The sequence below is a fragment of the Gammaproteobacteria bacterium genome, from assembly GCA_028819075.1.
GTDB lineage: Bacteria > Gemmatimonadota > Gemmatimonadetes > Longimicrobiales > Gaopeijiaceae > BD2-11.
Genome location: JAPPMM010000016.1, coordinates 1 through 24,659, shown reverse-complemented (window position 1 = coordinate 24,659; position 24,659 = coordinate 1). Strand labels below are relative to the sequence as shown.

Annotated in this window: 26 protein-coding genes; 12 read left to right on the top strand and 14 right to left on the bottom strand. The window is 67.5% G+C overall.

Annotation, left to right across the window (positions count from 1 at the left end; genetic code table 11):
* Window positions 1-23 precede the first annotated feature (23 nt).
* The 4 genes from OXU32_02330 to OXU32_02315 are packed head-to-tail and all read right to left on the bottom strand — an operon-like array spanning window position 24 to window position 5,034.
* On the bottom strand, window positions 24-1,025 hold the full coding sequence (locus OXU32_02330; protein MDE0072806.1) for an FAD binding domain-containing protein: 1,002 nt from the start codon (window positions 1,023-1,025) through the stop codon (window positions 24-26).
* Entirely contained in the window at window positions 1,026-1,952 is a 927-nt protein-coding gene (locus tag OXU32_02325) for a DUF1460 domain-containing protein (protein ID MDE0072805.1), read from the bottom strand.
* A gap of 41 nt (window positions 1,953-1,993) precedes the next feature.
* The gene (locus OXU32_02320) at window positions 1,994-4,528 is read right to left on the bottom strand and encodes a xanthine dehydrogenase family protein molybdopterin-binding subunit (GenBank protein MDE0072804.1); all 2,535 of its coding nucleotides are present in this window, start codon (window positions 4,526-4,528) and stop codon (window positions 1,994-1,996) included.
* Window positions 4,525-5,034, bottom strand: coding sequence for a (2Fe-2S)-binding protein (locus OXU32_02315; protein MDE0072803.1), 510 nt, complete (start codon window positions 5,032-5,034; stop codon window positions 4,525-4,527). Before OXU32_02315 ends, OXU32_02320 begins: the two co-directional genes overlap by 4 nt.
* Before the next feature lie 185 nt (window positions 5,035-5,219).
* Between OXU32_02315 and OXU32_02310 the strand changes: the two genes are divergently transcribed.
* On the top strand, window positions 5,220-5,639 hold the full coding sequence (locus OXU32_02310) for a BrxA/BrxB family bacilliredoxin (protein ID MDE0072802.1): 420 nt from the start codon (window positions 5,220-5,222) through the stop codon (window positions 5,637-5,639).
* A gap of 9 nt (window positions 5,640-5,648) precedes the next feature.
* Here OXU32_02310 and rocF read toward each other — a convergent pair whose 3' ends face one another.
* From rocF to OXU32_02285, 5 genes are all read right to left on the bottom strand, one after another.
* Window positions 5,649-6,557, bottom strand: coding sequence for an arginase (rocF, locus tag OXU32_02305; protein MDE0072801.1), 909 nt, complete (start codon window positions 6,555-6,557; stop codon window positions 5,649-5,651).
* The gene (locus OXU32_02300) at window positions 6,554-7,267 is read right to left on the bottom strand and encodes a DUF1707 domain-containing protein (protein MDE0072800.1); all 714 of its coding nucleotides are present in this window, start codon (window positions 7,265-7,267) and stop codon (window positions 6,554-6,556) included. The genes rocF and OXU32_02300 overlap by 4 nt, the downstream gene beginning before the upstream one ends.
* Window positions 7,268-8,443, bottom strand: coding sequence for an ArgE/DapE family deacylase (locus OXU32_02295; protein MDE0072799.1), 1,176 nt, complete (start codon window positions 8,441-8,443; stop codon window positions 7,268-7,270).
* A 484-nt stretch (window positions 8,444-8,927) separates the two neighbouring features.
* Window positions 8,928-9,161, bottom strand: a complete 234-nt coding sequence (locus OXU32_02290) for a ferredoxin family protein (GenBank protein ID MDE0072798.1) — start codon at window positions 9,159-9,161, stop codon at window positions 8,928-8,930.
* 196 nt (window positions 9,162-9,357) lie between these two features.
* Window positions 9,358-9,909, bottom strand: coding sequence for a cob(I)yrinic acid a,c-diamide adenosyltransferase (locus tag OXU32_02285; protein MDE0072797.1), 552 nt, complete (start codon window positions 9,907-9,909; stop codon window positions 9,358-9,360).
* Window positions 9,910-10,028: 119 nt separating this feature from the next.
* Here OXU32_02285 and OXU32_02280 point away from each other — a divergent pair, with 119 nt between their 5' ends.
* A complete protein-coding gene (locus OXU32_02280) occupies window positions 10,029-10,580 on the top strand; it encodes a GNAT family N-acetyltransferase (protein MDE0072796.1) in 552 nt (183 codons plus the stop codon).
* Here OXU32_02280 and OXU32_02275 read toward each other — a convergent pair.
* Together OXU32_02275 and OXU32_02270 are read right to left on the bottom strand one after the other, a co-directional pair.
* Entirely contained in the window at window positions 10,567-10,818 is a 252-nt protein-coding gene (locus OXU32_02275; protein MDE0072795.1) for a hypothetical protein, read from the bottom strand. The genes OXU32_02280 and OXU32_02275 overlap by 14 nt on opposite strands.
* On the bottom strand, window positions 10,815-11,492 hold the full coding sequence (locus OXU32_02270; protein ID MDE0072794.1) for an alpha/beta hydrolase: 678 nt from the start codon (window positions 11,490-11,492) through the stop codon (window positions 10,815-10,817). Before OXU32_02270 ends, OXU32_02275 begins: the two co-directional genes overlap by 4 nt.
* Window positions 11,493-11,584: 92 nt before the next feature.
* Between OXU32_02270 and OXU32_02265 the strand changes: the two genes are divergently transcribed.
* Entirely contained in the window at window positions 11,585-11,983 is a 399-nt protein-coding gene (locus OXU32_02265) for a hypothetical protein (protein ID MDE0072793.1), read from the top strand.
* 47 nt (window positions 11,984-12,030) lie between these two features.
* Complete coding sequence (locus OXU32_02260; GenBank protein ID MDE0072792.1) at window positions 12,031-12,798, top strand: thioredoxin domain-containing protein; 768 nt, start codon at window positions 12,031-12,033, stop codon at window positions 12,796-12,798.
* A 9-nt stretch (window positions 12,799-12,807) separates the two neighbouring features.
* Here the strand turns inward: OXU32_02260 and OXU32_02255 are convergent, their stop codons facing one another.
* Window positions 12,808-13,695 (bottom strand): cyanophycinase, encoded by an 888-nt coding sequence (locus OXU32_02255; protein MDE0072791.1) that lies wholly within the window; start codon window positions 13,693-13,695, stop codon window positions 12,808-12,810.
* A gap of 302 nt (window positions 13,696-13,997) precedes the next feature.
* On the opposite strand from OXU32_02255, the gene OXU32_02250 reads away from it, so the two are divergent.
* Together OXU32_02250 and OXU32_02245 are read left to right on the top strand one after the other, a co-directional pair.
* A complete protein-coding gene (locus tag OXU32_02250; protein MDE0072790.1) occupies window positions 13,998-14,882 on the top strand; it encodes an AraC family transcriptional regulator in 885 nt (294 codons plus the stop codon).
* 205 nt (window positions 14,883-15,087) lie between these two features.
* Window positions 15,088-15,588 (top strand): hypothetical protein, encoded by a 501-nt coding sequence (locus OXU32_02245; GenBank protein MDE0072789.1) that lies wholly within the window; start codon window positions 15,088-15,090, stop codon window positions 15,586-15,588.
* Between the two features lie 198 nt (window positions 15,589-15,786).
* Here the strand turns inward: OXU32_02245 and OXU32_02240 are convergent, their stop codons facing one another.
* Entirely contained in the window at window positions 15,787-16,524 is a 738-nt protein-coding gene (locus OXU32_02240; protein MDE0072788.1) for a hypothetical protein, read from the bottom strand.
* 185 nt (window positions 16,525-16,709) lie between these two features.
* Between OXU32_02240 and OXU32_02235 the strand changes: the two genes are divergently transcribed.
* The 3 genes from OXU32_02235 to OXU32_02225 all read left to right on the top strand — a co-directional run bounded on the left by OXU32_02235 (window position 16,710) and on the right by OXU32_02225 (window position 17,538).
* Window positions 16,710-16,880 carry a hypothetical protein gene (locus tag OXU32_02235; protein ID MDE0072787.1) on the top strand — a complete coding sequence of 57 codons (171 nt, stop codon included), beginning with the start codon at window positions 16,710-16,712 and terminating at the stop codon, window positions 16,878-16,880.
* A 29-nt stretch (window positions 16,881-16,909) separates the two neighbouring features.
* Window positions 16,910-17,107, top strand: coding sequence for a hypothetical protein (locus OXU32_02230; GenBank protein ID MDE0072786.1), 198 nt, complete (start codon window positions 16,910-16,912; stop codon window positions 17,105-17,107).
* A gap of 179 nt (window positions 17,108-17,286) precedes the next feature.
* Window positions 17,287-17,538 carry a hypothetical protein gene (locus tag OXU32_02225; GenBank protein MDE0072785.1) on the top strand — a complete coding sequence of 84 codons (252 nt, stop codon included), beginning with the start codon at window positions 17,287-17,289 and terminating at the stop codon, window positions 17,536-17,538.
* Window positions 17,539-18,156: 618 nt separating this feature from the next.
* Here OXU32_02225 and OXU32_02220 read toward each other — a convergent pair.
* Entirely contained in the window at window positions 18,157-18,741 is a 585-nt protein-coding gene (locus OXU32_02220) for an IS1595 family transposase (GenBank protein ID MDE0072784.1), read from the bottom strand.
* Between the two features lie 500 nt (window positions 18,742-19,241).
* Between OXU32_02220 and OXU32_02215 the strand changes: the two genes are divergently transcribed.
* The 3 genes from OXU32_02215 (at window position 19,242) to OXU32_02205 (ending at window position 23,092) form a co-directional block, all read left to right on the top strand.
* Entirely contained in the window at window positions 19,242-19,412 is a 171-nt protein-coding gene (locus tag OXU32_02215) for a hypothetical protein (GenBank protein MDE0072783.1), read from the top strand.
* Between the two features lie 683 nt (window positions 19,413-20,095).
* A complete protein-coding gene (locus OXU32_02210) occupies window positions 20,096-22,210 on the top strand; it encodes a PBP1A family penicillin-binding protein (protein MDE0072782.1) in 2,115 nt (704 codons plus the stop codon).
* Between the two features lie 240 nt (window positions 22,211-22,450).
* Window positions 22,451-23,092 (top strand): hypothetical protein, encoded by a 642-nt coding sequence (locus OXU32_02205; GenBank protein MDE0072781.1) that lies wholly within the window; start codon window positions 22,451-22,453, stop codon window positions 23,090-23,092.
* The last annotated feature ends 1,567 nt before the right edge of the window (window positions 23,093-24,659 follow it).

Genomic DNA, 24,659 nt, shown 5'->3' with positions numbered 1-24,659 from the left:
GGATTGGGGGTGTGTGGCCGGCCCTACGAAGCACTCGCGGCTGAGGGCCGCAGCGCCTCCAGCGCCAGACGAACCTGCACCGGCACCATCGCCCGGCGCCAGTCCGCATCGACGATCGCGTTTTCCAGCGGATGGCACTGGCGGTGGGCCCGCTCCGCGAGCGCCTCGACCACCTCGTTCGAGAGCGTGCGGCCCAGCGCGATGCGGGCCCATCCGGTCAGCAGCCGTGGCCGGGCGCCGAGCGCGGTCACCACGCCCATGATTTGGCAGACCCGCCCGGAGCGCTGGAAGTCGGCGGAGACGGCCACCGACAGCAGCGGGAAGTCGATGGAGCGCCGCTGGCGCAGCTTGGTGTACGCGGCGCGGCTGTCACGCGAGGGGAAGGGAATGCGCACCCGGGTCACGATTTCCCCCGGCTTTCTGCGGCTGTTCCAGATGCCGTCCGCCAGGAAGAAGTCGTTCAGGCCCACTTGCCGGCGCCCCTCGGGTCCGGCCAGCTCGATGGTCGCCCCCAGTGTCATGAGCACGGGCGGGGTATCGGCCGAATGCGCGGCCACGCACTTCTTCCCCACGCGGGTGACGTGGCACACATCCCCATCCTTCTTGAGGCAGTACCCGAGGGCGTCGCGCCAGAACTCCGTCTGGTTGTAGTACGTGCAGCGGGTGTCCAGGCAGATGTTGCCGCCCAGGGTGCCCATGTTGCGCAGCTGCGGTCCCGCCACCTGCCCTGCGGCCGCCGCCAGCGACGGGAACCGGCGCCGCACCTCGGGATGGCGCGCCACCGAGGCCAGCGTCTCCGCCCCGCCGATCACCAGCGCGCTGCCGTCGCGCCGGAACCCCCTCATGCCGGGGATCTGCCTGAGCGCGACCAGGTGTTCGGGGGTGAAGAGCCGATGCTTCATGTTGGGGATGAGGTCCGTGCCCCCCGAGACCGGGAGCGCCCTGCTTCCCCATCGGTCCAGCAGCCCCACGGCTTCGTCGATGGTTCGGGGCCGGTGGTAGCGGAACGGGGGCAGGCGCAGCATTCAGCGATCTCCGCCGGCAGTGCCGGGCTCCAGGGGTCGCGCCACCATGATCCCGTCCTGGCCGCCGATGCGCTGGACGCGTTCGGCGAGCGGAACCTCGCTGATCTGGACAGCGGACCCGACCAGGGGAGCATGGAGCAGAAACACGCCGCCGTCGCGCACCAGCGCCAGCCCGGTGTGCGCGATGTCGAGCCCGTCCACCGTGGAGGTGGCGGCGATGATGTCGCCGTTGGCGATACCCGGAGCCGTGTCCTCGATGTGCGCCTCGCCGATGAAGTAGCGGGGCCGCGCGCTCAGCCGGGCCTCCGCGCGCGCGATCTCGTCGACCACGCCGGGCTCGGCGAGCTGCCGGTAGGCATCCGGGTGCGCCGACATGAAGTCGATCGGGGTGTCGTCGGCCATCCCGCCCAACTCCCGGGAGATGTCGCGCACCAGCCCGCGCGCCTCGTTGTCGGCGATCCACTCGGAGAAGTAGTGCAGCCGGCTCGGATAGCCCTCCAGGTCGCCGCCCCGGTACCGGATCTCGGTGAGCAGCCGCCGGTACTCGGCGCGCAGCCGCGCTTCATCGTCGAGCAACGACGGGTCGTGGAGATGAACGAAGCGGCCCAGCGCCAGCACGTTCTCGACGAAGGTGACGCAGTCGAGCTCGCGCAGGTTGACCACCAGGCGCTCGGGGCCCTCCACTTCGAGGGTCTGCGGCACGTACGCGGTGCCCACGAAGGTCACGCCGATGCGCGCCATGGTCTCGCCCAGCGGCAGGCGGTGCAGTTCTTCGTCCCAGGCCCGGGCAAGCGTCGAGCGCACGATGCCCCAGTCCTCCGCCGTCCCCTCCGACAGCGCCAGCAGGCGGGCCTCCTCGACGGAAGACCCGGAATCACAGGATGCCAGGGCGAGAAGGGCCGCGATGGCCGCGGCGGGGCGCGCCAAGCGCCTGTAATTCGCGTGTATTACGTGCCTGAATGCGGCGCTCATCGGCCCACCCCGACCGCCGTCCTGTCGACCCTCGCGGGCTCCCGAGGCGGTGCGGTCCGGCGCCGCGGCGGCTCCAGCGCCTTCGGCCCCCCGGCCTCCTGGATGGCTCTCCACACGTTCGGGGCGGAGAAGGGCAGACGGTCCATGCGAACCCCCGTGGCATCGTGGATGGCGTTGGCGATCGCCGGGATCGAGGAATGCAGCGGCCCCTCGCCCGCCTCCTTGGCGCCGTAGGGGCCCTCCGGGTCGATCGACTCGACGATCAGCGATTCGATTTCCGGCGTGTCCAGGCTGGTGGGAATGCGGTAGTCGAGGAGCGAGGGCGCGTTGTGGAGCCCCGCGCGCCCCTGCGCGGCGGACTTGAAGATCTGCTCCTCCATGAGCGCCTCGGCGAAGCCCATGTAGACGGACCCCTCCATCTGACCCTCCACCAGCAGCGGGTTCAGGGCGCGCCCGCAGTCATGCGCCACCCAGATCCGGACCACGTCCACGACCCCGGTTTCCACATCCACGTCGACCTCGGCCACGTGCGCCGTGAAGGAGTACGCTGGCGATGCGCCGATGGTCCCGCCGCGGTAGTCGCCGTGGTTGTCGCGCGGCGTGTTGTACCAGCCGGTGGCCCCCAGCGTGCCGAAGCGCGCCTCGGCCAGGTTGAAGGCCTGGGCGATGGGCATCCTGCGCCCGGTGTCCGGCGCGTAATACGCCCACCCTCCCGCCAGTTGAACCTGGCCCGGCGGGCATTCCCAGTCCTCCGCTACGGCCTCCTGCACCTTCCTGCGCAGCTTGCGGGCGGCATCGATGCAGGCGTTGCCGAGCATGAAGGTGATGCGCGACGAGTAGGCGCCCAGGTCCACCGGGGTGAAGTCGGTGTCGCCAGCCAATACGCGCACGTACTCGAGCGGCACGCCCAGCTCCTCCGCGGTGATGTACGCCACCATGGAGTCGCACCCCTGCCCGATCTCCGATGCTCCGCTCAGCACCGCCACCCGCCCCGACCTGTCCACCTGCAACTGGATCGCCGACTGCGGCATCTCGTTGGGATAGACCGGGTAGTTGGTTCCGGAGATGTAGCAGGAACCGGCTACGCCGAGTCCCCGCCCCGGCGGCAGCCGTCGATGGCGCTCCCGCCATCCGCTCGCCTTTTCCACGGCATCCAGACACTCCAGGAAGCCGTTCGAGGTGACGCGCAGCTCGTTCACCGTGCGCGTGTTGCCGCCCATGAAGTTGACGCGCCGGAGCTCGATGGGGTCCATCGCCAGCTTCTCGGCGAGCTTGTCCAGCTGCACCTCGAAGGCGAAGCGCGGCTGCACCGAGCCGTGGCCGCGTTTCGGGCCGCAGGCGGGCTTGTTGGTGTAGACGCGCGTGGAATCGAAGCTGTACGCGGGCATGGCGTAGGGGGCGGTGAGCAGTTGGCCCGCGTAATACGTGGTCACGAGCCCGAAGGACGCGTACGCGCCCCCGTCCAGCACGACCTCCGCATCGACGGCCTGCAGCCGACCCTCTTCGTCGGCGCCGGTGCGGTACTTCATGTGGAAGGGATGGCGCCCGCGGTGGGCGTAGAACACCTCTTCGCGGGTATAGAGGATCTTGACCGGGCGCCCCGTCACCATGGACAGCCGGGCGACGCAGAACTCCAGGTCGAAGGGCTCGGACTTGCCGCCGAACGCCCCGCCCACCGGCGGCTGCACGACCCGGATGGTCGCGGGGTCCAGCCCCAGAACCGAGGCCAGCTCGCGGTGCAGGTAGTGCGGCACCTGGGTCGCCGACCACACCGTCAGGCGCCCGTTCTCGTCGTAGCGGCCGATGGCGCAGTGCGGTTCGATGGGGGTGTGGGTGGTGCCCTCGAAGAAGTACTCGCCCTCCACCACCACGTCGGCGTCCGCCATGCGCTCGTCCACCTCGCCGAAGCTGAGCTGCACCCGCTTGGTGACGTTGCCGTTCCGTCCCTCCCGGCGCGGCTCGTGGATGAAGGGATGCTCCTCGCTCCCATCGGCGGCGAGCGCCTCTGCGGGATCGAGACAGGCGGGCAGCTCGTCGTACTCGACGCGGATCCGCGAAAGCGCCCGGATTGCGGTGTCTTCATCCACCGCCGCCACCGCCGCCACCCCGTCGCCGATGTAGCGCACCCGCTCCACGCACAGCGGGTATTCGTCGGGCGTCCAGGGAATGATGCCGTAGCGGACCGGCATGTCGCGGCCCGTGACGACCGCGTGCACGCCCTCGAGCGCGAGGGCCCGGGAGGCATCGATGGAGAGGATGCGGGCGTGGGGGTGCGGGCTGCGCAGGATTTTCCCGTGCAGCATCCCGGGGAGCGAGATGTCGTCGGTGTACGCCGCCTTGCCCGTGGCCTTGGCCAGCCCGTCCACCTTGCGCTGGGGCTTGCCTATGAGCGTGAAGCCGGACCCCACCCCGGGTGCCGGATGAGCGGCGTCGCCGGACGCCGCCCCCGAATCCGGCCGGGACCCGTCGTCCGTCTCAGCCCACAGCGCAAGCTCCCCAAGGGCCGGGTCACGCCGCGGAGAATCGCTCATTCCCCGTTCTCCGTCCCGCCGCTCTGCCCGCGCAACACCGCGGCCGCCGACTCGACGGCGTCGTAGATCTTGGTGTAGCCGGTGCAGCGGCAGAGGTTGCCGGCGAGCGCCTCCCGGATTTCCGTCCGGCTCGGCGCATCGTTGCGCTCCAGGAGGGCGGCCGCCGAGCACAGGATGCCGGGGGTGCAGAACCCGCACTGCGCCGCCCCGTTGAGGTCGAAGGCGTCCTGCAGCGGGTGCGGACGGCCCGCGCCTGCCAGTCCTTCCACGGTTCGGATCTCGCGCCCCTCCGCCGCCAGCACCGGGGTGATGCACGACAGGTGCGGCTCTCCATCGAGAATGACCGTGCATGCCCCGCAATCGCCCTTGTCGCAGCCCTGCTTGGAGCCGGTGAGCCCGATGACGTACCGCAGCGTCTCCAGCAGCGTGTAGTGCGAGGGCACGCCCGGCGCGTAATCGTCTCCGTTGACGCGCAGATGGACGATGCAGGTCGTGGCCTTCACCATGCGAGCGCGGCAGCCTCCCGCTTCGTGTGAGATTCCCGAAACCAATAGTACCAGGACTTGAGGCGACAGTTCGCTCCTCGTTACTTTCCGCCCAGCGGGATGTCCGAAGCAGCGATCCGGTGAGGTACCATCGCCGGCTGCGCATCCCGTTCCCCGTCGTCCCCCGCGAGCGGAGTGATTTCCCGATGCCATACCCGGAGATGATTGTCGCCCCCATGCGCGCGGAACTCGTCCGCCTGGGCTTTCAGGAACTGCGCACGTCCGACCAGGTGGAAGCGGTCGTGGACGGTGAGGACCGCCCGCTGCTGCTGGTGGTCAACTCCATCTGCGGTTGCGCGGCCGGCGCCATGCGCCCCGGCGTCGCCCTGGCGCTGGAAAACGAGAACCGTCCCGAGATCCTGACCACCGTTTTCGCCGGTCAGGACATGGACGCCACGGCCAAGGCGCGCGAGTACATCGCCGGCTACCCGCCGTCGTCGCCGTCGGTCGCGCTGTTCAAGGACGGCGAGCTCGTGTACATGATGGAACGCCACCAGATCGAGGGGCATTCGGCCTACCAGATCGCCGCCGACCTGGGCAGCGCCTTCGACGAGCACTGCGCGTAGGCAGGGCCCTCAGAGGATCGTCTGCCCCAGCGCGGAGGCGATCAGCCCCACCGCCATCCGGGCGGTGCGGTTGCGCGCGTCCAGGACGGGGTTGAGCTCCACCATTTCCAGGCCGACGAGCCTTCCCGACCGCGCCACCTTCTCGCAGATCAGGTGTCCTTCGCGGAAGGTCAGCCCCCCGGCCACGGGCGTGCCGACGCCCGGTGCGATCATGGGATCGAGGCTGTCCAGGTCGTAGGAGAGGTGGAACCCCGCGGTGCCGGCGCTCGCTCTGGCGATCGCCTCGTCCACGCAGGAGGCGATGCCGCGCTCGTCGACTTCCGACATGGTGAACACGCGCACGCCGGATGACCTGACCACCTCCCGTTCGGCCCGGTCGATTTCGCGCACCCCGATCATGCTCACGTTTTCCGGCCGCACCGCCGGGTGCCGGTCCGCCAGCGATCTCAGCACCTGCGGCCCGTGGCCGGTCAGCACCGCGAGCGGCATCCCGTGCACGTTGCCGGACGGGCTGGACTCGGGCGTGTTCATGTCCGAGTGGGCATCCACCCAGATGAGGCCGATCCTCTCCCTGCTGCGCGCGTAGAAGCGGCTGACGCCGGCCACGGATCCGATGGCGATGCTGTGGTCGCCGCCCAGCACGAGCGGCATCCATCCCCGCACCAGCGCATCCTCGACCATGTCGCGGGCGCGGCGGCACACGGATTCGACTTCGGGCAGGTAGCGCGCCTGCAGGTCCCGCTGCTCGGTGCGTTCGGGATCGGTCGCCACCACCGTTCCCATCTCGCGGACACGATAGCCGAGTCGCTCCAGCTTGTCCCTGAGGCCGGCGATGCGCATCGCGGACGGTCCCATGTCCACGCCGCGCCGCCCGGCGCCGAGATCCATCTGCACCGACACCAGCGCAAGCTCCTTCACCATCCGCGGAGCTCCTTGCGGCGCGCCTTCCGCGCCAGCTTGCGGCGGCGGGCCGCGTCCTTCTCCCTCTCGCCCGGCAGCCGCGTGGTCACGTCAACGCCACCCATCAGGGCCACCCCGTTGACCCGCAACACGGGAGATCCCGGATCCGAGGAAGCCACGGGCGCGTCCGCGAGCTCGTCGGGCGTCCGTTCGAACGCTCCCATGATGCCCGCGCCGCTGCATTCGACCTGGAGGCCCGGCGGGACGATGATGTCCACCCCGCCCCAGAGGGCGAAGACGGTGACCTCGGTCACGCCCGGCCCGAAGCCGGCTTCCCGAAAATCGAGCTCGACGCCCCCCATGAGCGCGAGGGCGTACATCTCGCGGGGCGCGATCCACGCCCCACCCCGCGTGCTCGCTCCCAGGACACCTGCCATGAACTGCCGGGCCGGCACCCTCTCCAGAGGCACCACATCCGCGGGGAGGGTTTGGTGCGCGCGAGTCGCCGGGACGGGGGTGCCGCCGGCCGGCTGCTGCGTCGTGGCAGGGAAACCGGCCACGAGCGCCGGGAGCTGACGGGTCGAGGTCGCCCGATGCGCGAGATCAAGGCGGCGCTCGAAGTCGCGCATGGACAGGCGATCCTCGGCGAACCGCTCGCACAACCGGTCGATTGTGGCCTGGCGCACCTTGTCGAGCGCTGTGCCGCCGGTCGCGGGATCGTTCTTCATCTACCTTCCTCCGGACAGAAACTCCCGGCCAAAACCCTCCAGGATGCGCGCGCAGGCCTCGATCTCGTCGACCGCGATCCACTCGTCGGCGGAGTGTGCCTGCGCGATCGACCCCGGACCGAAACATACGGCCGGAGTCCCGGACCGGTTCAGGAAGGCGGCGTCGACCCAGGCGGTCATGCCCTCGATGGTCGGATCCCGTCCGCTGGCGGCGATCGCCCCGAGCAGGCCCTGCACCAGTGGTGACGCCTCCGGCACCTCGGTCCCCGGACGCTCCAGCGTCATGCGCAGCGCGGCGCCGGACCGTGCCTCCTCGCCGAGCCCCGCCACCACGGCCGCGAGCTCCTGCATGACGGCCTCGGGCGACTCGTGGGGCAGGGTTCGCCGCTCCACCACGACCTCGCAGTGCTCCGGATAGACTGACGGGGCAGCCCCCCCGGAGATGGTCCCCGCGTGAATCGACCCCCAGCCCAGCAGGGGATGCGGCGCCCGCTCGAACAGGCTCTGCTCGTACTCGGCCATGGCGACGAGAAACTCGGCGGCGTGCAGAATCGCGTCCACCCCCTGATCGGGCCGGGAACCGTGCGCGGCGCGTCCCGCGAAGGCGGCCTCGACCCACACGAATCCCTTGTGGGCGGGCATGACCGCGAGCCCGGTGGGCTCGCACACTACGGCGGCATCGGCGCCCACGCCGGCATCGGTGAGCCCGGCCATTCCGGTGCTGGCGTGCTCCTCGTCGGCGGTCAGCGCGACGATGAGTTCACCAGGCGGACCCCGGCGCGCCAGCGCGGCCGCGGCGCTCAGGAGGGCCGCCACGCCACCCTTCATGTCGCACGACCCGCGCCCCCACAGGCGTCCGTCCCGAACCTGCGCGCCGAACGGGTCGATGGTCATCCCCTCGACACCGACGGTGTCCAGGTGGCCGTTGAACATCAGGCTGCGGGGCCCGTCGCCGATGCGTCCGACCACGTTGGGGCGGCCCGCCTCGGGCTCCGTCAGCAAGACATCGAATCCCCAGCCTTCGAGCAACCCGGCCGCGCAGGCGGCGATCTCCCCCTCTCCGCCGCCGGAAGCCTCGATGCGCGGATTGACGGACGGCACGGCCACCAGGAGGCGCGCCAGCGCGAGCGCGTCGCCCTCCCTCGCGCGGCCCTCCACGCTCTCCCGCGGGGTCATCGCGGAGTCCCGCCGAGGGGTGGCCCACGGCCCGGGCGGGCATCAGTTTTCAGTGGCTCCGGCAAGATCGTTGCCGGTTTTCCGATTGCACGCACCTGACATGATTCGGGCATGTGCGCCCGAAGTGGGGAGATTGCCGCCCTCAGGCGAGGATTGGCGCCCGAATTGCGCGAGGCACGGTTCATGCTATGAAGGGGCGGCGAAGGCTGTTTGGAATCAGGGATCTGAAAAATGGGGAGGGGATCATCCGAGCCTTTACCGTTGGCCTGCTGGGTGCCGCTGCCGTGGCTACCCTCATCCTCGTCGGCACCCGGTCCCGCCACCGCACGCGGGCTCGGGACGCCTACCGGCGAGCGCTCACCCCGGAGCAGTTGCGGGAACTGGGCATCTAGATCATCTGACGCCCCGATTCCCCGGCGCGACCCGCTCGCGCCCCTGCCGGGAAGGGGTGACCCTCAGGCAAATACCGGCCGTCCGCCGGGGATCATTCGAAGTAGTCCTTGTTCTTCTCGATGTAGTTCGTCCACTCGTCGGGGACATCCGTGTCCGGGAAGATGGCCTGCACGGGACACTCCGGCTCGCACGCTCCGCAGTCGATGCATTCATCCGGATGGATGAGATACTGATCCTCGGTCTCGTAGATGCAGTCCACCGGACAGACCTCGACACAACTCGCGTCCTTGGTCCCGATGCACGGCTCCGTGATGATGTATGTCATGGTCCCTCCTGAGACTCGAAGTGGCCCGGGGCATGGCGCATTGCCGACCTGCACACCGCGGGCCCACCGAGCGTTATTCCGGCTCCATATCGCGCTGAATGATGCAGGAAGCCAATAGCGGTTGCAAGGACCACGTCCCCCGGAAGTGCCGGGCTCGCGCCCTGCGGTTCCCTTGTAACCTCGCCGGCGAGGCGGCTCACTTCTCCCAGGTCTGGTCGGCGGTTCCCGCGGCGTGGTTCTCGACCCGGGCCAGCACGAAGAGCAGGTCCGACAGCCGGTTGAGGTAGCGGACGATGCCTTCGTCGACCGCTTCGCGCGCCGCGAGCGACACGGTGACCCGCTCCGCCCGCCGGCACACGGAGCGAGCGAGGTGCAGCGTCGCGGCGGCCGGCGCACCGCCCGGCAGGATGAAGTTGCGGAGCGGGGGCAGCCCGGCGTCCGCTTCGTCCATCCATGCCTCCATCTCGCCGACCCGCTCGACCGGCACCTCGGGCACCGGTGGCCGCCTGCGTCCCTCCGCGGACGGCGGACGGGCGAGGGAGGCGCCGATGGCGAAGAGATCGCGCTGGATCCAGGCCAGCCGGGCGGCGGTGGCCGGAACCCCGGTCCGGCTGCGGGCGAGCCCGAGGCACGAGCTGAGTTCGTCCACCGTGCCGTACGCGTGCAGACGGGGATGGTCCTTGGCCACGCGCCCGCCCCCCAGCAGGCCGGTGTCTCCCTCGTCGCCTCGTCTGGTATAGATCTTCATCCGCATCCATCGCAGGTCCGTGCACGACGCCAGCGTGCATCCAGTGCGGAGTATAATACCGGTGCATGACCCCTGCTCCGGGGCCGAGCGCCGTGCGAACCGCACACAGGGAGAGGGATGTGACGATCACAGAGCTGGGCGGCCAGTCCGACGCCGTGCACGGGCAGGCCGCGGCGCTGCTGGTTGAGGGCTTCGACGATCATCCGCGGGGGTGGCCGGATCTGGAGGCCGCCGCGAAGGAGGTGTCGCAAGTCCTTCGCCAGGGCTTCGCCTTCGCCGCCCTCGACGACGCCCGTCTCCTGGGGTGGATCGGCGGTCTGCCGCAATACGAGGGCCGCGTGTGGGAGCTGCACCCGCTCGTCGTACGGCGGGAGCATCGGCTTCGCGGGGTGGGAAGGGCGCTGGTGGCCGCATTCGAGGATGAGGCGCGGCGCCGCGGCGCGCTGACGTTCACGCTCGGTACCGACGACGACGGCGCGCAGACCTCTCTGGCGGGGGCGGACCTCTACGAGGATGTCCCGCGTCACCTCGCCGCACTGCGGGACCTGGGCGGCCGGCACCCGTTTCTCTTCTATCGCCGCCTGGGCTACGTGGTCACCGGGTGCATGCCGGACGCCAACGGCCGGGGCCGGCCGGACATCTACATGTCCAAGTCGGCTACCGCAGCTTGACGGCCCTCCTGATGACCTTCGCCTTGTCGATCAGGCTCGTGGCCTTGTCCACGGCGCCTTCCGCTTCCGGAAGGAGGAGATCGCGGATGTCGAGCAGCGTTTCCAGGTAGAGCTGGTCGCGTTGGAAGGCGAAGTCCAGCCGATCCATCTCGGCACGGTCGTTCTCGCGTTCGGCCCTGCTGAAGGCGCTGGTGTAGATAGCCTCCAGATTGCCGACAATGCGGCTGCGATCTCTCATCCTGTCTCAACCCGCTTCCGTTCCAGCGCCCGCGCGACCGCCGGCCGGGTGAGGAACTCCCGTATGCCGCGGCGCAGTTCGTCGAAGTGCCCGTGAAAGTAGTGGTCCGCTCCCGGGATGACGACCGCCTCCACCGGCTCGCCCAGTTGGCGGGCGAATTCCACCGCCCTTGCTCCCGAACCGAACTCGTCGCGTTCGCCCTGAACGATGAGCACGGGGCAGCGCGCCTCCGCCAGGAACCCGTAGTCGTGGCGGTCGAAGGCGAGCCCCACGCCGACCATGGCCGCGACGCGCGAATGGCCCGCGCCCGCCCTCAGCGCGACCAGCGACCCGAACGAGAATCCGCCGGCCACCAGCGGCAGCCCCGGAAAGAGACGCTCGACGTGCCGCAGCGCGGCGCGCGCGTCCTCGGTCTCGCCAAGCCCTCCGTCGTAGGAACCGGTGCTGCGCCCCACGCCGCGAAAGTTGAAGCGGAGCGCCGCCAGTCCGGCCTCGGTCATGCCCTGGGCGGCGCGGTACACGGCCTTGGTGTGCATCGTGCCCCCGTGCAGGGGATGCGGGTGGCACATGACCGCGGCCCCGCGCAGCGCCTCTGGCGGCCGGCGCAGCACAGCCTCCAGCAGGCCGTGCGAGACGGGTATCGGGAGATAGCCTCCCGTCGATGCAGGGGGCATGGAAATCCGGTTTGTTCGCATGTCGTTCGGGGCGGGGCTATTCTGTCCGCCTGCCGCGAACCGGGTCAAGGGCAGCCGGAGGACCAGGATCGATGACCGTCGGACCGACCGAGTTGGCGAAGGTGGTAAACCGCATGTACTGGGACTCCGACGAGAGTGTCAACCGGATCGCCGACCAGCTCGATCTCTCCAAGGGCGCCCTCTACGGCATGATCGAACCGGCGCCCGCCGACGGCACCTGCCCCGATTGCGGTTCGTCGCTGAGCTTCGGCAACCGGACGGCCCGCGACCGCGGGCTTGCCGAATGCGCCGCCTGCGCCCTTGTCGGCGAGCCGACGGACCCGGTACCATCCACCGCACTTGCCCCGCACATCCCGGAACCGGCCCCAATCCGCGAGCCGCGGGTATGGAGCGGGCGAGCGCTGGCCGGTTCCCTGGTTCTCGGAGTGGTCGCGGGGATGCTGATCTCGCGCCTCCTGCGCCGCCGGTGACACGGCTCCTTCCACGCACAACTTCAGCCAAAGATCGGAAAGTAACGATGAAGCTACAGCACCCCACGCCGCCCGGCGGGAGTCGGCTCGCCGCAAGGCTTCGCCGCCGGGCCCTGGCCCCGCTCGTTCTCGCGCTGGCGACCGGCTGCGCGGGCGGAGAGGGCGACGCGAATCCTCCCGCGGAGGACGCATCTACGCAGTCCCTCACCCGGAGCCTCGTCATCACCCCTCCCGAAACGCTCCCCGGCGAGCAGATCGACTTCCCGGGCCTGGGCTACGACTTCGGAGACCCGGAAGCAACGCTGCGCATCGCCGAACTGAGCGACTTCGGCTGCGGCTTCTGCCGCCAGTTCCACCAGCAGACCTTCCCCGTACTCCAGGAGGAGTACATCGACGCCGGAACCGTGCTGTGGAAGTACATCCCGATCGTGACCGGCATGTTCCCCCACGGAGACCTGTCGGCGCTCGCGGGCGAGTGCGCGGGTGAGCAGGACGACTTCGAGGGGATGATGGTGCGGCTGTTCGAGGATCAGCGCACCTGGAAGGACAGTGGCGATCCCATGCCCCACTTCCTGGGCTACGCCGCCGAGCTGGGCCTGAACTCGGAGCAGTTCGAGTCCTGCATCGCCGAGGAGCGGCCCGGACGCCGCATCGCCGACGGCGGACGCGCCGCCCGCGCGCTCGGCCTGCGCGGAACCCCGAGCTTCCTGATCAACGGGTTCCCCGTCCAGGGCGCCCTGCCCACGCAGCTCTTCCGCGACATCCTGGACAACGAACTGGAGGCGCTGGCCGAGGCCGCGGGGTCGGGGGGCTAGCCCGGGCCGCTACCCCCCCGGCCGCCGCTGCACGCGGTCGAGCGGGCGCGCCGTGTTCGCCGGCCGCCGCGCTTCCCGGGTGGCCATGTTGAACCGGTCGCCGGGGGCCAGGAAGTAGAAGTCGCCGCCGGTGTCGATCTGCACCGAGGTATCGTAGATGACGACGTAGCTCTCGCCGATCACCTCGAATTCATCGCCCTGAACCACGATCGCGGTGTTCTCGTCGATGCCGATGCCCAGCAGGTCGGGCATCGCCTCCATCACCTCGAGCATGTCGAACTGGCGATTGCGGCGGAGCAGGTGCTGGTCGATGCCCACGTTGCGCAGGAAGCCGAACCCCTCCTCGTGGTCGCCCATCATGATGGTGTTGGTCTGCGTGTCCCCGCGGATGAGGTACGACCCCTGTATGGACGCTCCGGCCGACGAGCCGCCGATGACGCCGCCGCGCTCGAGCAGGCGGTGGAGTTCCTCCTCGGTGCGCGTGTCCAGGTAGGAATCGGCGATGCGCCACTGCCGCCCGCCCGGGAACCAGACGCCGCCGGCCTCCCGGATCGGCCTGACGAAGGCCTCGCCGTCGGCCTCGTCACGGTCGTTGGTGTGGATCACCGTCAGGTTGGTCGCGCCCGCCGCCCGGAACTGGCGCAGGCCGGGGTAGAACTGGTCGTACTCGGCCGCGCCGCCCGCGGTCGGGATCACGACGATGGGGGCGTCGGGGCCCCCCGCCAGGTCGATGAAGCGGCGCACGATGCCCAGATCCTGCATGGCGCCCCCCACCACGACCAGCGAGCCGTTGGCGGGACCCACCTCCTGGGCCGCGAGATGCGTCGCCGTACCGTCTCCGGCGGTTCCCATGGCGAGAGCGATCCCGATGGCGATCACGGTTGTGCTCCGGTTCATCTGCGGCCTCCTGGACGTTCGTCCGGGTGTGTGGGTTCCCGATCGTCGCCGGGTTGGCGTGCAACCCGGACTGGAATCATTCGGCCTTGAGCCTTGTTGCGCCAGCCGCGAGCAGGTGTGGCGAAGGGCCCGTTCAGCCGTCGTCCACCGGGGCCGTCAGCCCGTCACCCGGGCGCAGCACCACGACCGGGTACGGCCAACCCTCGAACCCTCCGGGGTGTTGCGTTCGTCATTTGCTGATAGGTCGCTGATCGTGGGCGACTACTGTTGTCCGTCGCCTGCATCTTGCAAAGGAACCGCCCATGCCCCGCTCAAAGCGCCCCCAGCCGCCGTTTCTGCTCTTTTCCGTCCCGTACCGGAAGCTTGTTCCGCTCACGGCTACGGCCGAGTTCATTGAACGTGAGAGGGGACTCAGGGGCTCGGCTCTAATCTGGCGTCTGGGGACGGGGGAGCTGGCCGACGACCTGAGGGTCGCACGCCGGCGACCGGCGGGCGTCGTCCTGATTCTCATTCTTCCGCCCGCTTCGTCGCTGACGGCGGAGACGGATCTTCTCCACGTCATCGGGCGATGTAGGCCGACAGCCATCGTTCCTCACCACAACGACATCGATCCGGGCGACATGAAGTCGCTCATCCGCCGACCTCCCACCGACCTCCCGGTTGAGTTCACCGAGTATCTCGCGTGGAGAGGATTGCGGGTCGACCGCGGCACATGCGACATCATTCGTCGCACGGTGAGGCTGGCGAGACACCTCACCACGATCGCCAGCCTGTCCCGGACGATCTACCTGTCGCGCCGCGCACTGGGACGCCGCTTCGTGTCGAGAGGGCTGCCGGTGCCTTCGCACTGGTTGCAGTTCTGCCGGATTCTGCACGCTGTCCTCCGGCTGCAGAACTCATCGCAGAGCCTGCACTCCGTCGCGTGTGGCCTGGGTTATCCCGACGGCTTCGCGCTGAGCAATCAGATGAACCGGCTTATCGGAGTTCGGCCCTCGACAGCCCGACGTTGTCTGGGATGGGAGTGGCTGATCGAGTGCTGGTTGCAGAAGGAGCGGGCGACCGGAGCGTTGGCCCACGACTTGCGCAGGGGTGGCTCCGTGACCCGATCGTCCCGCGTGTTCCAAGCCCATCGAGATCCGGCCCGAAGAGCCAGGAAGCTGGCCGCTAGAAGGTCCGTCTCGAAGTGACTCCAGCCGCATCGAAACAATGTCAGAAAGGCCTTTAGGGCCGGGACACACAGAAGCCCACCAAGGCAATCCCCGCCCAGCGGATTGTAGGTAGTCCGAATCCGGGCAGGAAATCGTATAAAGTCATACAGGGCTGCACGATCTGCGTTTCCTGCCGTTGGACGGGACCCTGCTGGACCGTGCCGCAAGAGCGGGAGAACCGGACATGAATGGCGGGATCTCCCGCGCCCGCGCCGCCTCAGCCATCGAACAGGCGGACGCGCCTCCGGGGAGCGACCCTGCGGTCGATGCCGAAGAGGCCGAACGTCAGCGCGTGGAGAGAGAGCGACAGGCCCAGGAGGCCCGAGGGGCGCTTCGACGGCGAAATGAGGAGCAGCGTCTGCAGGCCGTCGCAGAAGCGTGTCCCGGCAAGTCGGTCACGGGACCCGTCCCGGCCAGCCTCGCGCGGGATCTCTGCCAGTTCATCACCGAGGCCGCCGCCACCGAGCGCGGCGCCGTGCTGATCATCATGGTGACGCGCCCGATGGCTGACGCGATCACCCTGCGTTCGCTGGCCATCGAGGAGGCCCTGACCGGTATGGGCACAAGGTGGACGGCCACATCGCGCCGGGCCTTGAGGCTGGAGGTCTACTACGGCCGGGTCCATCTTGCGACCGTCAGGCGCTCGTTGGGCAGCGGCGCGCATCAGGTGCGTTGGCGAAGGTAAGGGGGGGCCGACCTAGGGCCGCCCGGACGACCCTGCTCAGCGCGTCCTACCGGAGAGAAATACCCGTCAGGGTGGGGCGGAAGTGCAGCACCCGAGGCGGATCCTCATGGCGGCGAACGCGGCGTTCAGCCGGACCTGCACTCTCTACCGAGTAGGAAAAACTGCTGGAGTCCGAGACCGGAAACTCAAGCCGTTCGATCACTTCAACGCCGCTTGACTTGCTCTCCGAACCCATCTGAATGCCTCCCCCGGCTCGATGATTCCAACGTCAACATCTCGGCCAACAGTCTGTGGTGCCAGAAAGAACCGCTGAAAGCCCCCCGTTGCTTCGATGAGGAACGTAGCGAACGCTACCGCGTCCGGCAACGCGATAAATCGCACCGCAGGTTCCAGTTGAAGGCTCTTTGCCAGTTGCATGAAGGCCCCGACTACACCGCCCTCGCCGACCGCGCTCAACCCCAACCCCGGCTGGCCAGGTTTCGAGGAGCCTGTCACGGTCCCAGCCGCCACCCTTCGGATCGCATCAATGGGAGCTCCATCCTGTTCATACCCGGAGACCACGAACTCCACGGAAGCGTTGCGGGACTCTGCGTCTGGAGCCGTCTTCATGCTTCGCGCGATACGAGCACCGATCTTGTCCGCTGCATTCTCGACGGTCAAGCTAACCGGCGCAGAAGCCAGTTCCGTCTCCAGTTCCCGAAGCAAGCGACCGACGCTCTTATCAGCAATGATCGGCGTGCCGGTGGTCCCTACGCCGAAGGTTTCGAGGAACGGAAACACCTTCGAGGCGGCGAACGAAACCGGGAAACTCGCAACCGTGCGCGTTGCTGGTTGGTTGCCTCCCTGTGGCGGGTTGTCTGCGCGATTAAGGGTTGTGAGGGTGTCGGAGGCCAAGACGATGCCATCTGGCGTCCGCAAGGTAATCACAAGGCTCATCGGGGGATTCCTCCTTTGCTCTGGGATCAACGGCGGGAGAATCATAACGTCGGCCCGGAGCAAGTAGAACCCGCTCAGGGAGGCTGCCCTAGAGGTTTGCAGCGCGGCTCCGGGACTTGTTATGATTCGGGTGAGTGTCCCCCCCTACCCAAGAACGTTGGACGCCCGCAAACAAGGAGCAGGCGATGACCGATCAGCCCGGTGGACGACAACGTGGAAACCTGGACAAGCCGCGTGCCGAGAAGGAACGGCGCGCCCTGATCCGCAAGTGGGAGAACACGCCATCGCCCAACCCGGAGTTCGAAGGCGTCACGCCGAAGCAGGTAGCACAGAAGTTGCTTCGCAAGCGAGCCTGATCGTCCCCCCAACTCGGGAGCATGAAGTGATGGCGACGCTAGAGCAGCTTAGGACTCTCTTGCGGGCGCACGCACGTCGCGCCAAGGAGCGCAACTCCATTCGCGATGAACCCGCTGAGATCACCCGCGAGGCGCTTGTGCAGATGCACATCGCCGAGGCGCTCGACGGTCTACTGTTCGTCGCGCTGTGTTTCGGTATCGGTGCAGGCATGTTCAAGGACGAGTGAAGCCCCCTCCCAGAAGGGAGGATCCGCCCGGGCGTGGTGAGGAAAAGCGGGGCTCTAGCCCGCGTCAAGGGGCGGAAGGTCGGGCAAGCCGCTTGGTGGACAAATCGGCAAACCCTTGACATCTTCCTTAAAGAATGTTACAGGAACCGGCCTTTTTCGCGTTTCCTTGGAGAGAGGTTATGGAGATGTTCGACGAGGTGAGGAAGCAAGTGGAGTTCTTCAAGCGCAACCGTAACGATCTTGTTCTAGACCACCGTGGCAAGTATGTCATCATCCATGGCGGAAGGGTTGTGGATGCCTGCGATGGCGAGGCCGAAGCGTATGATCTAGCCGTGCGCCGCCACAAGCTGGAGCCTGGGCGGTTTTCCATCCATCACTGCGTTCCCGAGACCGAGGATCCGCCGGCGGTCTTTCACTCTCGCGTCGCGTAAAAAGCAGCTTCGCACATGCCCGACAACCCCCGTCACGGCCATGTTTTCCAGCAATTTCTAGTTGGCCACCCCCGGAAGATCACTTGTGACGTAAGTGTAGGGCCGCCGCTGCCAGCGCCGGAATGGGTTCAGAGAGCCAGCGAGACCCCAGCGTCCGTGCGATTGCAACAAGGGGTATCCGCCCCGGCGTCCTTCGGACGCAACATAGGGTTGTTCGATACCGGAGCGACCCATACGGCCGTTACGTCAGCGGTCAGGCGGGGTGCCCAGTTGCTTCTTGCTCGCACAGAGACCGTCCAGACACCAGCGGGGAACCGGGAGTGCGACGTCTACTACGCCAGCCTCTGGCTTCCGAACCAAATCCTGTTTCCGTTCCTTCCGGTTTTCGAAGCCGAATGCGCGGGGTGCGATGTCCTGATCGGCATGGACATCATCGGGCAGAGCAACTTCACTTTCTTGGCCTTGGCCTTGCCAGAGATCGTGGGCGGGCTCTTTAGGTTCTCGCCTCCCGCTGATCCGCAAGCGGTCCCTCCGCCACCGCCCCCGACGGTAGAGCCACCCCCCTGACGATTCGCTCGCGCGGCGCAGCACGGGTTCTGTACGCCGAACTCATCCAACTCACCGCGCCATCGCGGACCGCCCGTTGTCGGCGATCAGATCCCGGTACATGAGCCGTCGCCCGATCATCCCGGCGGCGACGTGCGCCATCTGGTCGAGCGTGTCCAGCTCCCGGACGTTGTGCCGCGCGGCGAATTCATCGATGTAGCGTTGCAGGTGCTTGATCGAGAGACGGTGGAACGTGCCCTTGTACGCGCGCTTGAGCGTGGCCCAGAAACTCTCGACGCCGTTCGTGTGCGCCTTGCCCCGGACGTACTCGGCTGCCGAATGTTTGACCGTCTCGTGCGGCCTGTCCATGCCCTTGTAGGCGGTGGCGTCATCCGTGTACACGGTCGCGCCCGAGGAGGCGTGGTCGTCCACGAAGCCCTGTAGCGTCTCGCGGTCGGTGCGCTCGATCACGCGCGCCGCGACCTGTCCGCTCTCCCGATCCTTCGCGCCGACCACGGCGGCCTTGCCGACGGGGCCGCGTCCGAGCCGCTGCTTCTTGGATCTGTGCTTGTTGCGCTCCAGCCCGCCAACATAGGTCTCGTCTACCTCGATCGGCCCGTTGAAATCCCCGGGATCGCTGGCCAGCGCCTCGCGGATGCGGTGCGCTGCTCGATTCCGCTTCGGCGAAGCACTTTGCCCGAGTCAATCCGGTGCGGCCACCGAAGAAGTCGGCCTTGCAGCGGTGCATCGGGGCGGTTCGCGCGGAGGTGTGGGAGCGGATCAACCGGGTGTCTGCGACGGGGTTCGGGTGCTGAACCGGCTTATGGTGAAGGTCCGCAAGGAGTTGGGTGCGGACGCCTTCCCCTTCCACAACCACCGCCGGGCGGCGAAGCGGTGGGCCCTGAGAGCATCACGCCGCCGCGGAAGGCGGCGCGTGGCGGCCTACCGGGAACTGCTCGGGATGACGAGACGGACACCGCGCTACCTGCAGGGCGCTCTGAAAGTGGCGGACGGATGCAAAGGGTTGCGGGGGTGGCGGGAGCACGCCCTGCACTGCCGGCAACTGGTCGAGCGGGTCATCGACCAGACGGAGCGCCGGGTGCCGCGGGGCGAGAAAGTCCCGGCTCAGGAATCTCAGCACGGGGGCGAGCGGACTGGTGCTCGACGCGGTGGTCGAGAAGGGGAATCCGGCGGACAGCAGCCGCTGCATCGCCATGATCGAGCGCCATGCTCAGATCTACGGTTCAGTGCCTAGGCAGGTGGCCTGCGACGCCGGCTACGCCAACAAGCGCAATCTGGAGGAAGCCAAGGCGATTGGGCGTCACTGACGTGATGTTCCACAGGAAGAAGGGACTGCAGCCGGCGGACATGACGTCCACCCCGGGGATCTACGAGCAGCTCCGCCGGTTCCGGGCCGGCATAGAGGCGGGAATCTCGTATCTCAAACGGTGCTTCGGCCTCCGACGGGTGCGCCTGGCGGGGCCTCGATCACTTCCGAGCCTACGTCTGGTCGGCGATCGTCGCCCACAACCTCGTGGTGCTGGCCCGCAGCGCGCTGAAACTCAAGCCGACGTAAGACTTTACCGCGATCGCGGAGGCTCTCTCAAGACCGGCTCCGGCGAGCCGGGGGCTCCGCAGCCCCCTACGGGCCCACCAAGCCCTTCCGGCATTACTCTGAACCGAAGAGCGCCGCTCCGGCAACCCGAGAAGCCTGTGATCTCATGGCTAACGCCCGCCAGGACTTGCGGTTACGCCGAGAAAACGGACGAGATCTAGACTAAAGGTGGAGAAACGGGTGACGGTGGCCCGTGAGCGCAGGGATCGGGACGGGTGCGGATCCGGTAAGGGAAACGCGGGGTAGCCCGATCGAGATTGTCCAACCAGGTTACGGGGAGCGCTTCAGAACTCTTGTGACCCGCTCGTCACCTCCGCCTTAGATCCGCGCACTCCGCGCCGTTGCCCCAAAAAGATGAAATCCTTGAGTTCAACGCTTCGGACGTTCGCAATTCCAGTGATAGCCCCGACCCTTTTGGCCACTGCGGGGCTCGTTCTGGGTTTCATGTGGGGTTCTTGGCGAAACCTCTGCAACGATTGCCCCTCCATCGCCCAGATCTACAACTGGGAGCCGCGCACGACTTCCAAGCTCCTCGCCCGTGACGGTCGGCTCATCCAAGAGTTCGGCATCCAGCGCAGGACGCCGGTGGCGATCGGCTCTCTGCCCGCGTACGTCCCGGGAGCCTTCGTCGCGGTGGAGGACAAGCGCTTCTACAACCACGGTGGCCTGGACCCGATCGGGATCGCGCGCGCGGCCCGCGACCTTATTCTCACCCGATCCCTGGAGCACGGCGGGGGCAGCACGCTCACCCAGCAGCTGGCGCGCAACATCTGGGAGGAGGACATCGGCTACGAGAAGCGACTTCTGCGCAAGCTCAAGGAGGCCCAAGTGGCGCTGGAGCTGGAGCGTGCCTACTCGAAGGAACAGATTCTCGAAGCCTACATGAATCAGGTGAACTACGATGGGGTGTACGGCATCGAAGCCGCCTCGCTGAAGTACTTCGGCAAGCCCACCACTCAGGTCAATCCCGCAGAAGCGGCTCTCCTGGCGGCGATCCCCAACCGTCCCCGCCGCTACAACCCCTTCCTGAATCCCCAACAGGCACGATCCAGACGCAACCTAGTGCTGCGCCGCATGGCCGAGCAGGGCTATATCAGCGCGGCCGACTTGGAGCGGTGGGCCGCCGTTCCCCTCCCGACGCCAGCGACCCCCGACCGGACACCGGCGGCTCCGTACTTCGCGGAATGGATCCGGCAGATCTTGGACGATCGTTATGGCAGTCAACTGTACACCGCCGGCCTTGAAATCCAGACCACGCTGGACCTCGACATGCAGTTCCTCGCCGAGCGGGCCATGGAAGAGGGGTTCCGGAGCATCGAAGTTCGGCCCGGATTCAAACACCCGCGCTACGGGGAGTTCGCGGAAGCCACCGAAGCCCTCCAGACCCCGTACGTCCAAGGGGCGATGGTCGTGCTGGATCCGGTAACCGGAGAAGTGCTGGCGATGGTCGGTGGCCGCGACTTCGTCCACTCCAAATTCAATCGCGCCACCCAAGCCCTGCGCCAGCCGGGTTCGTCGTTCAAGCCGTTCGTTTACGCTGCGGCGGTCGAGAGTGGAATTCCGCCTTCGCACATCGTGGTTGACGCGCCTTTTGCCTACATGCAGGTGAGCGGCGAGCCGTGGCTTCCGCAGAACTTCGACGAGACCTTCAAGGGAGGCATGACCATCCGCCAAGGCCTGAGGGAGTCCCGCAACATGATCGCCATCAGGCTCGGTTGGGACGACGTGGGCATTGAGACCGTCGCCCAGATGGCCACCCGGCTGGGCCTGAGCACCGAGATTCCGCGTTTCCCGTCGACCACCATCGGGGCGGCGGAAGTCCTCCCCATCGACATGGCCAAGGCCTACGCCTCCTTCGCCACCCTGGGCACCCGTGTCGAGCCCCACGGCATCGTGCGTGTGGAGAACGCCGAGGGCGAGGTGTTATGGGAGCCCCAGCCGGAGAAGACGGCCGTGCTCGACAGTCTGGAGGCGCGGGTTATGGTCCACATGCTGGAGGACGTGGTCGCGAGAGGTACCGGCTACAGGGCGATTCGGCTGGTCGCGGGGTTGCCGTACGAAGTCCCGGCTGCCGGCAAGACCGGGACGACCAACAACTCGACGGATGCGTGGTTCAACGGGTTCACCCCCGACCTTCACGCGATCGTCTGGTTCGGGATGGACCAACCCGAGGAGATCCGTCCCGGCTCTACAGGGGGGGGAGACGCCGCTCCCGTGTGGGGCAACTTCATGCGGAGCGTCTATTACGGATGGGAAGGGGAGGAGGACGAGCCGGTCATTCCGGCACTCAGGGAGATCCCCGACCCCTGGCCGCTGCCCGAGAAGCTGATCAGGCTCGCGGTGGACGACAAGACCGGGCTCCTCGCCTCCGAATGGTGCCCGGAAACCCAGCGTTACACGGAGATCTTCATTCCGGGCACGGAGCCTACCGAGCCCTGTGACGCCTCCGGCATCTTTGGCGGGAGTCGTGCAACTACGATGATCACGTTACAGCCGCGATCGAGAAGGTAGACAAGCGCCCTCGGCATCGCAGTTCCGGGCCGATTTCACGGTTTCATGTCGTCTAATGGGTCTCTCGCTCGCGTTCGAGATTTAGCCCCATCATTCAGCGGTTAGGGATCTACGCGCAGGAAGCCGAGCTTGCCGTTGAGTCAGGGCTTGCGGCGGACTCTGACTGCGACGGGCGTGAGCCGGGTCTTGTGGAAGGTAGGACGGCTGGTTTCGCTAGATCTGGACTTGCGGAGGCCGTAGGTGATTGACGTAAGAACGGGAGAGATTCTCTGGGAGAGAGTTTATTCAGGATCGATGGCCGCCGAGGCCGATTGCCCGCCTCCGGTGGCACCATCGGGTAGGAGGCTTTCTACCGACTTGGGTGGCGCACTCAGGTTTGCGTCGGGAAGCATGGTCTTTACTACTCTTTGCCGGGGGCAGATGTTTTTCTTGGCGGATCCCGACGACGAGAGCGGGGTTGTGGTACAACGTCCGTTGTTCGCGCCCGAGTATCCTAGCCCAGAGGATGTGGAGCGATACCTCGAGCGCTGTCGATCCCCAGCCGCCACGTTTTTTCAGATGCCGTGCGAGCCTGAGAGATTTCGCAGCACACCGGAACGCTACGGCGTACACTACTGGGTGGATGACCAAGACCGCCTTTGGGTCCTCACCAATCGGGACCGGGAGGAATTCTCGTACTTGGATATCTACGCCGCCACCGAGCTCGTCGGCTCGGTTCGCGTGCGCCACAGGGCCGTGGGCTTCGACGTATTGCGGTCGAGGCTTGCAGTTCTGGTGGAACGCCCGGTCGGTCCAGACGATCCGGACGGCTACCCGGATCGGGGAATCGACTGGTACGACATCAGCGCAGTGGAATTGGAGTTCCAAGCGCCTCTGAACTAGCGACAGAGACTTCTGGTACGCCGTGGAAAGGCACCGCTCGCTTGGTGGGTGCGCCCCCGGACCCAGCAAACTGTTGTCGCTCCGGCTGGTAGCGGGCCAGAAGGGCCTCGCACGGTAATGCAACTCCCTAAAGGGGCACTGAGTCGGAACCGGCGGAAGCCCGGATCGATCTCGGCTTTCCTTCTGGACGTCGGCGGCATCTCCGTCGAGGTCGTCGTTCGCAAGGCAATCAAGCACATGCATCTCGGCGTCTACCCCCGCAAAAAGGGACTACTGCGCGTTGCCGCGCGCCCCGACGAGGAGGCGGTGCGGCTGGCAGCGACCCTCGCGGCCTACTAGCGTGGATTCGGCGGAAGCGACACGGTTTCCTGAGGCAGGCGCGCGAGTCCCGCCGTGAGTTCGTGTACGGCGAGGAGCCACTACTTCGAGGCAGCGGCGCCACCGGCTTGGACGTGATCGAGTCTTCCGGTTCGACGGGCGTGCTCCCGTGGGGCAACGCCTGGATCGAATGCCGGGTCCGCTCAGCGACCGGTCGCGACGCCCACAAGGCGATGCTGTACGCCGTGATACCTGGCCCGTCTCCGCGAGCGCTTCCCCGCAGGGGCCGGCAAGCAATTCTGGGCGCGTGATGCCCAGTGGCGCCTACCGGCCGAGGAGTTGAACCGCACCCGTCGTGCCGACGAGGGATGGAGTCGCTGACGATCCCGTAAGTCACTCGCCGGGGCCGTCCGCGCCGCGCACCGGCGAGGGCGCTCACAACGGCTCCGCCAACCTTACCCCAGGTGCTCTTTACTAGCTCTCTACTGGACCTCGCCGGAACCCGCCTGGAGCGGTTCGACAAGCGGCTGGCGACGACTGCCGACATCCCGGATACGTTCCGAGACATCCCGAAAAAGTTGTGAGACATTAGGACGTTTCCCAAGGGTTGACCCCTTACAGGCGACCCTTGAGCGTCCCAGCATGCAGACGCCGAAGCACCAGTTCAGCCCGCGGGCCGACACTTCCCTCGGGGACACGCCCGCACCATCCCCGCCGTCATTCGTGATGACCCCTCCGATCTGGATTCCGGGGCCAGTCCCCGTCCCCAAAGACTCCCTTGAGGATGGGCGCGGATCGGCTTCGGCGGCCCGTCCCCGACGGCTGGAGTGAAACCCGTTGCGGATGGAATCCGTAGGGTGCCGCCTTTCGGGTCACCGGCCCATGAAGGGCAGCACGACCAAACGAGGCGAAACGCCGGAGGAGAACCGTAGTCAGGTTGATCCACCCCACGGCCGAACTGGTGCCCGTGTCCATCGACGCGGACGCTCGCGGCATCAGTCATTGCTCGGGCTTTGGGAGTGCATGGACGGCCCGGCACCGCTGGCCTCTGTCCGGCTGCCAGCCGCGCTTCACGAGGTCTGTCTGAACGGGTTCCCCGAAGCGCTCGCGGAGTTGCGCCGCCACCGCATCGGCGGCGGTCGCCGCCGGGTCTCGGACGCGGCGCCGACGGGCTTCTCTGACGCCCGTTTCGTTGTTCAGCCAGCTTACTCCTTGGGGCCACACTCCGTGAGTCCCCTGCGGAGGCTGG

What these genes read in the sequence shown, in the direction of transcription:
- OXU32_02330 (MDE0072806.1), bottom strand. Translation starts at nt 1,025, where the DNA reads ATGCTGCGCCTGCCCCCGTTCCGCTACCACCGGCCCCGAACCATCGAC.
- OXU32_02320 (MDE0072804.1), bottom strand. Translation starts at nt 4,528, where the DNA reads ATGAGCGATTCTCCGCGGCGTGACCCGGCCCTTGGGGAGCTTGCGCTG.
- OXU32_02315 (MDE0072803.1), bottom strand. Translation starts at nt 5,034, where the DNA reads ATGGTGAAGGCCACGACCTGCATCGTCCATCTGCGCGTCAACGGAGAC.
- OXU32_02310 (MDE0072802.1), top strand. Translation starts at nt 5,220, where the DNA reads ATGCCATACCCGGAGATGATTGTCGCCCCCATGCGCGCGGAACTCGTC.
- OXU32_02300 (MDE0072800.1), bottom strand. Translation starts at nt 7,267, where the DNA reads ATGAAGAACGATCCCGCGACCGGCGGCACAGCGCTCGACAAGGTGCGC.
- OXU32_02295 (MDE0072799.1), bottom strand. Translation starts at nt 8,443, where the DNA reads ATGACCCCGCGGGAGAGCGTGGAGGGCCGCGCGAGGGAGGGCGACGCG.
- OXU32_02290 (MDE0072798.1), bottom strand. Translation starts at nt 9,161, where the DNA reads ATGACATACATCATCACGGAGCCGTGCATCGGGACCAAGGACGCGAGT.
- OXU32_02285 (MDE0072797.1), bottom strand. Translation starts at nt 9,909, where the DNA reads ATGAAGATCTATACCAGACGAGGCGACGAGGGAGACACCGGCCTGCTG.
- OXU32_02275 (MDE0072795.1), bottom strand. Translation starts at nt 10,818, where the DNA reads ATGAGAGATCGCAGCCGCATTGTCGGCAATCTGGAGGCTATCTACACC.
- OXU32_02270 (MDE0072794.1), bottom strand. Translation starts at nt 11,492, where the DNA reads ATGCCCCCTGCATCGACGGGAGGCTATCTCCCGATACCCGTCTCGCAC.
- OXU32_02265 (MDE0072793.1), top strand. Translation starts at nt 11,585, where the DNA reads ATGACCGTCGGACCGACCGAGTTGGCGAAGGTGGTAAACCGCATGTAC.
- OXU32_02260 (MDE0072792.1), top strand. Translation starts at nt 12,031, where the DNA reads ATGAAGCTACAGCACCCCACGCCGCCCGGCGGGAGTCGGCTCGCCGCA.
- OXU32_02255 (MDE0072791.1), bottom strand. Translation starts at nt 13,695, where the DNA reads ATGAACCGGAGCACAACCGTGATCGCCATCGGGATCGCTCTCGCCATG.
- OXU32_02250 (MDE0072790.1), top strand. Translation starts at nt 13,998, where the DNA reads ATGCCCCGCTCAAAGCGCCCCCAGCCGCCGTTTCTGCTCTTTTCCGTC.
- OXU32_02245 (MDE0072789.1), top strand. Translation starts at nt 15,088, where the DNA reads ATGAATGGCGGGATCTCCCGCGCCCGCGCCGCCTCAGCCATCGAACAG.
- OXU32_02240 (MDE0072788.1), bottom strand. Translation starts at nt 16,524, where the DNA reads ATGAGCCTTGTGATTACCTTGCGGACGCCAGATGGCATCGTCTTGGCC.
- OXU32_02235 (MDE0072787.1), top strand. Translation starts at nt 16,710, where the DNA reads ATGACCGATCAGCCCGGTGGACGACAACGTGGAAACCTGGACAAGCCG.
- OXU32_02230 (MDE0072786.1), top strand. Translation starts at nt 16,910, where the DNA reads ATGGCGACGCTAGAGCAGCTTAGGACTCTCTTGCGGGCGCACGCACGT.
- OXU32_02225 (MDE0072785.1), top strand. Translation starts at nt 17,287, where the DNA reads ATGGAGATGTTCGACGAGGTGAGGAAGCAAGTGGAGTTCTTCAAGCGC.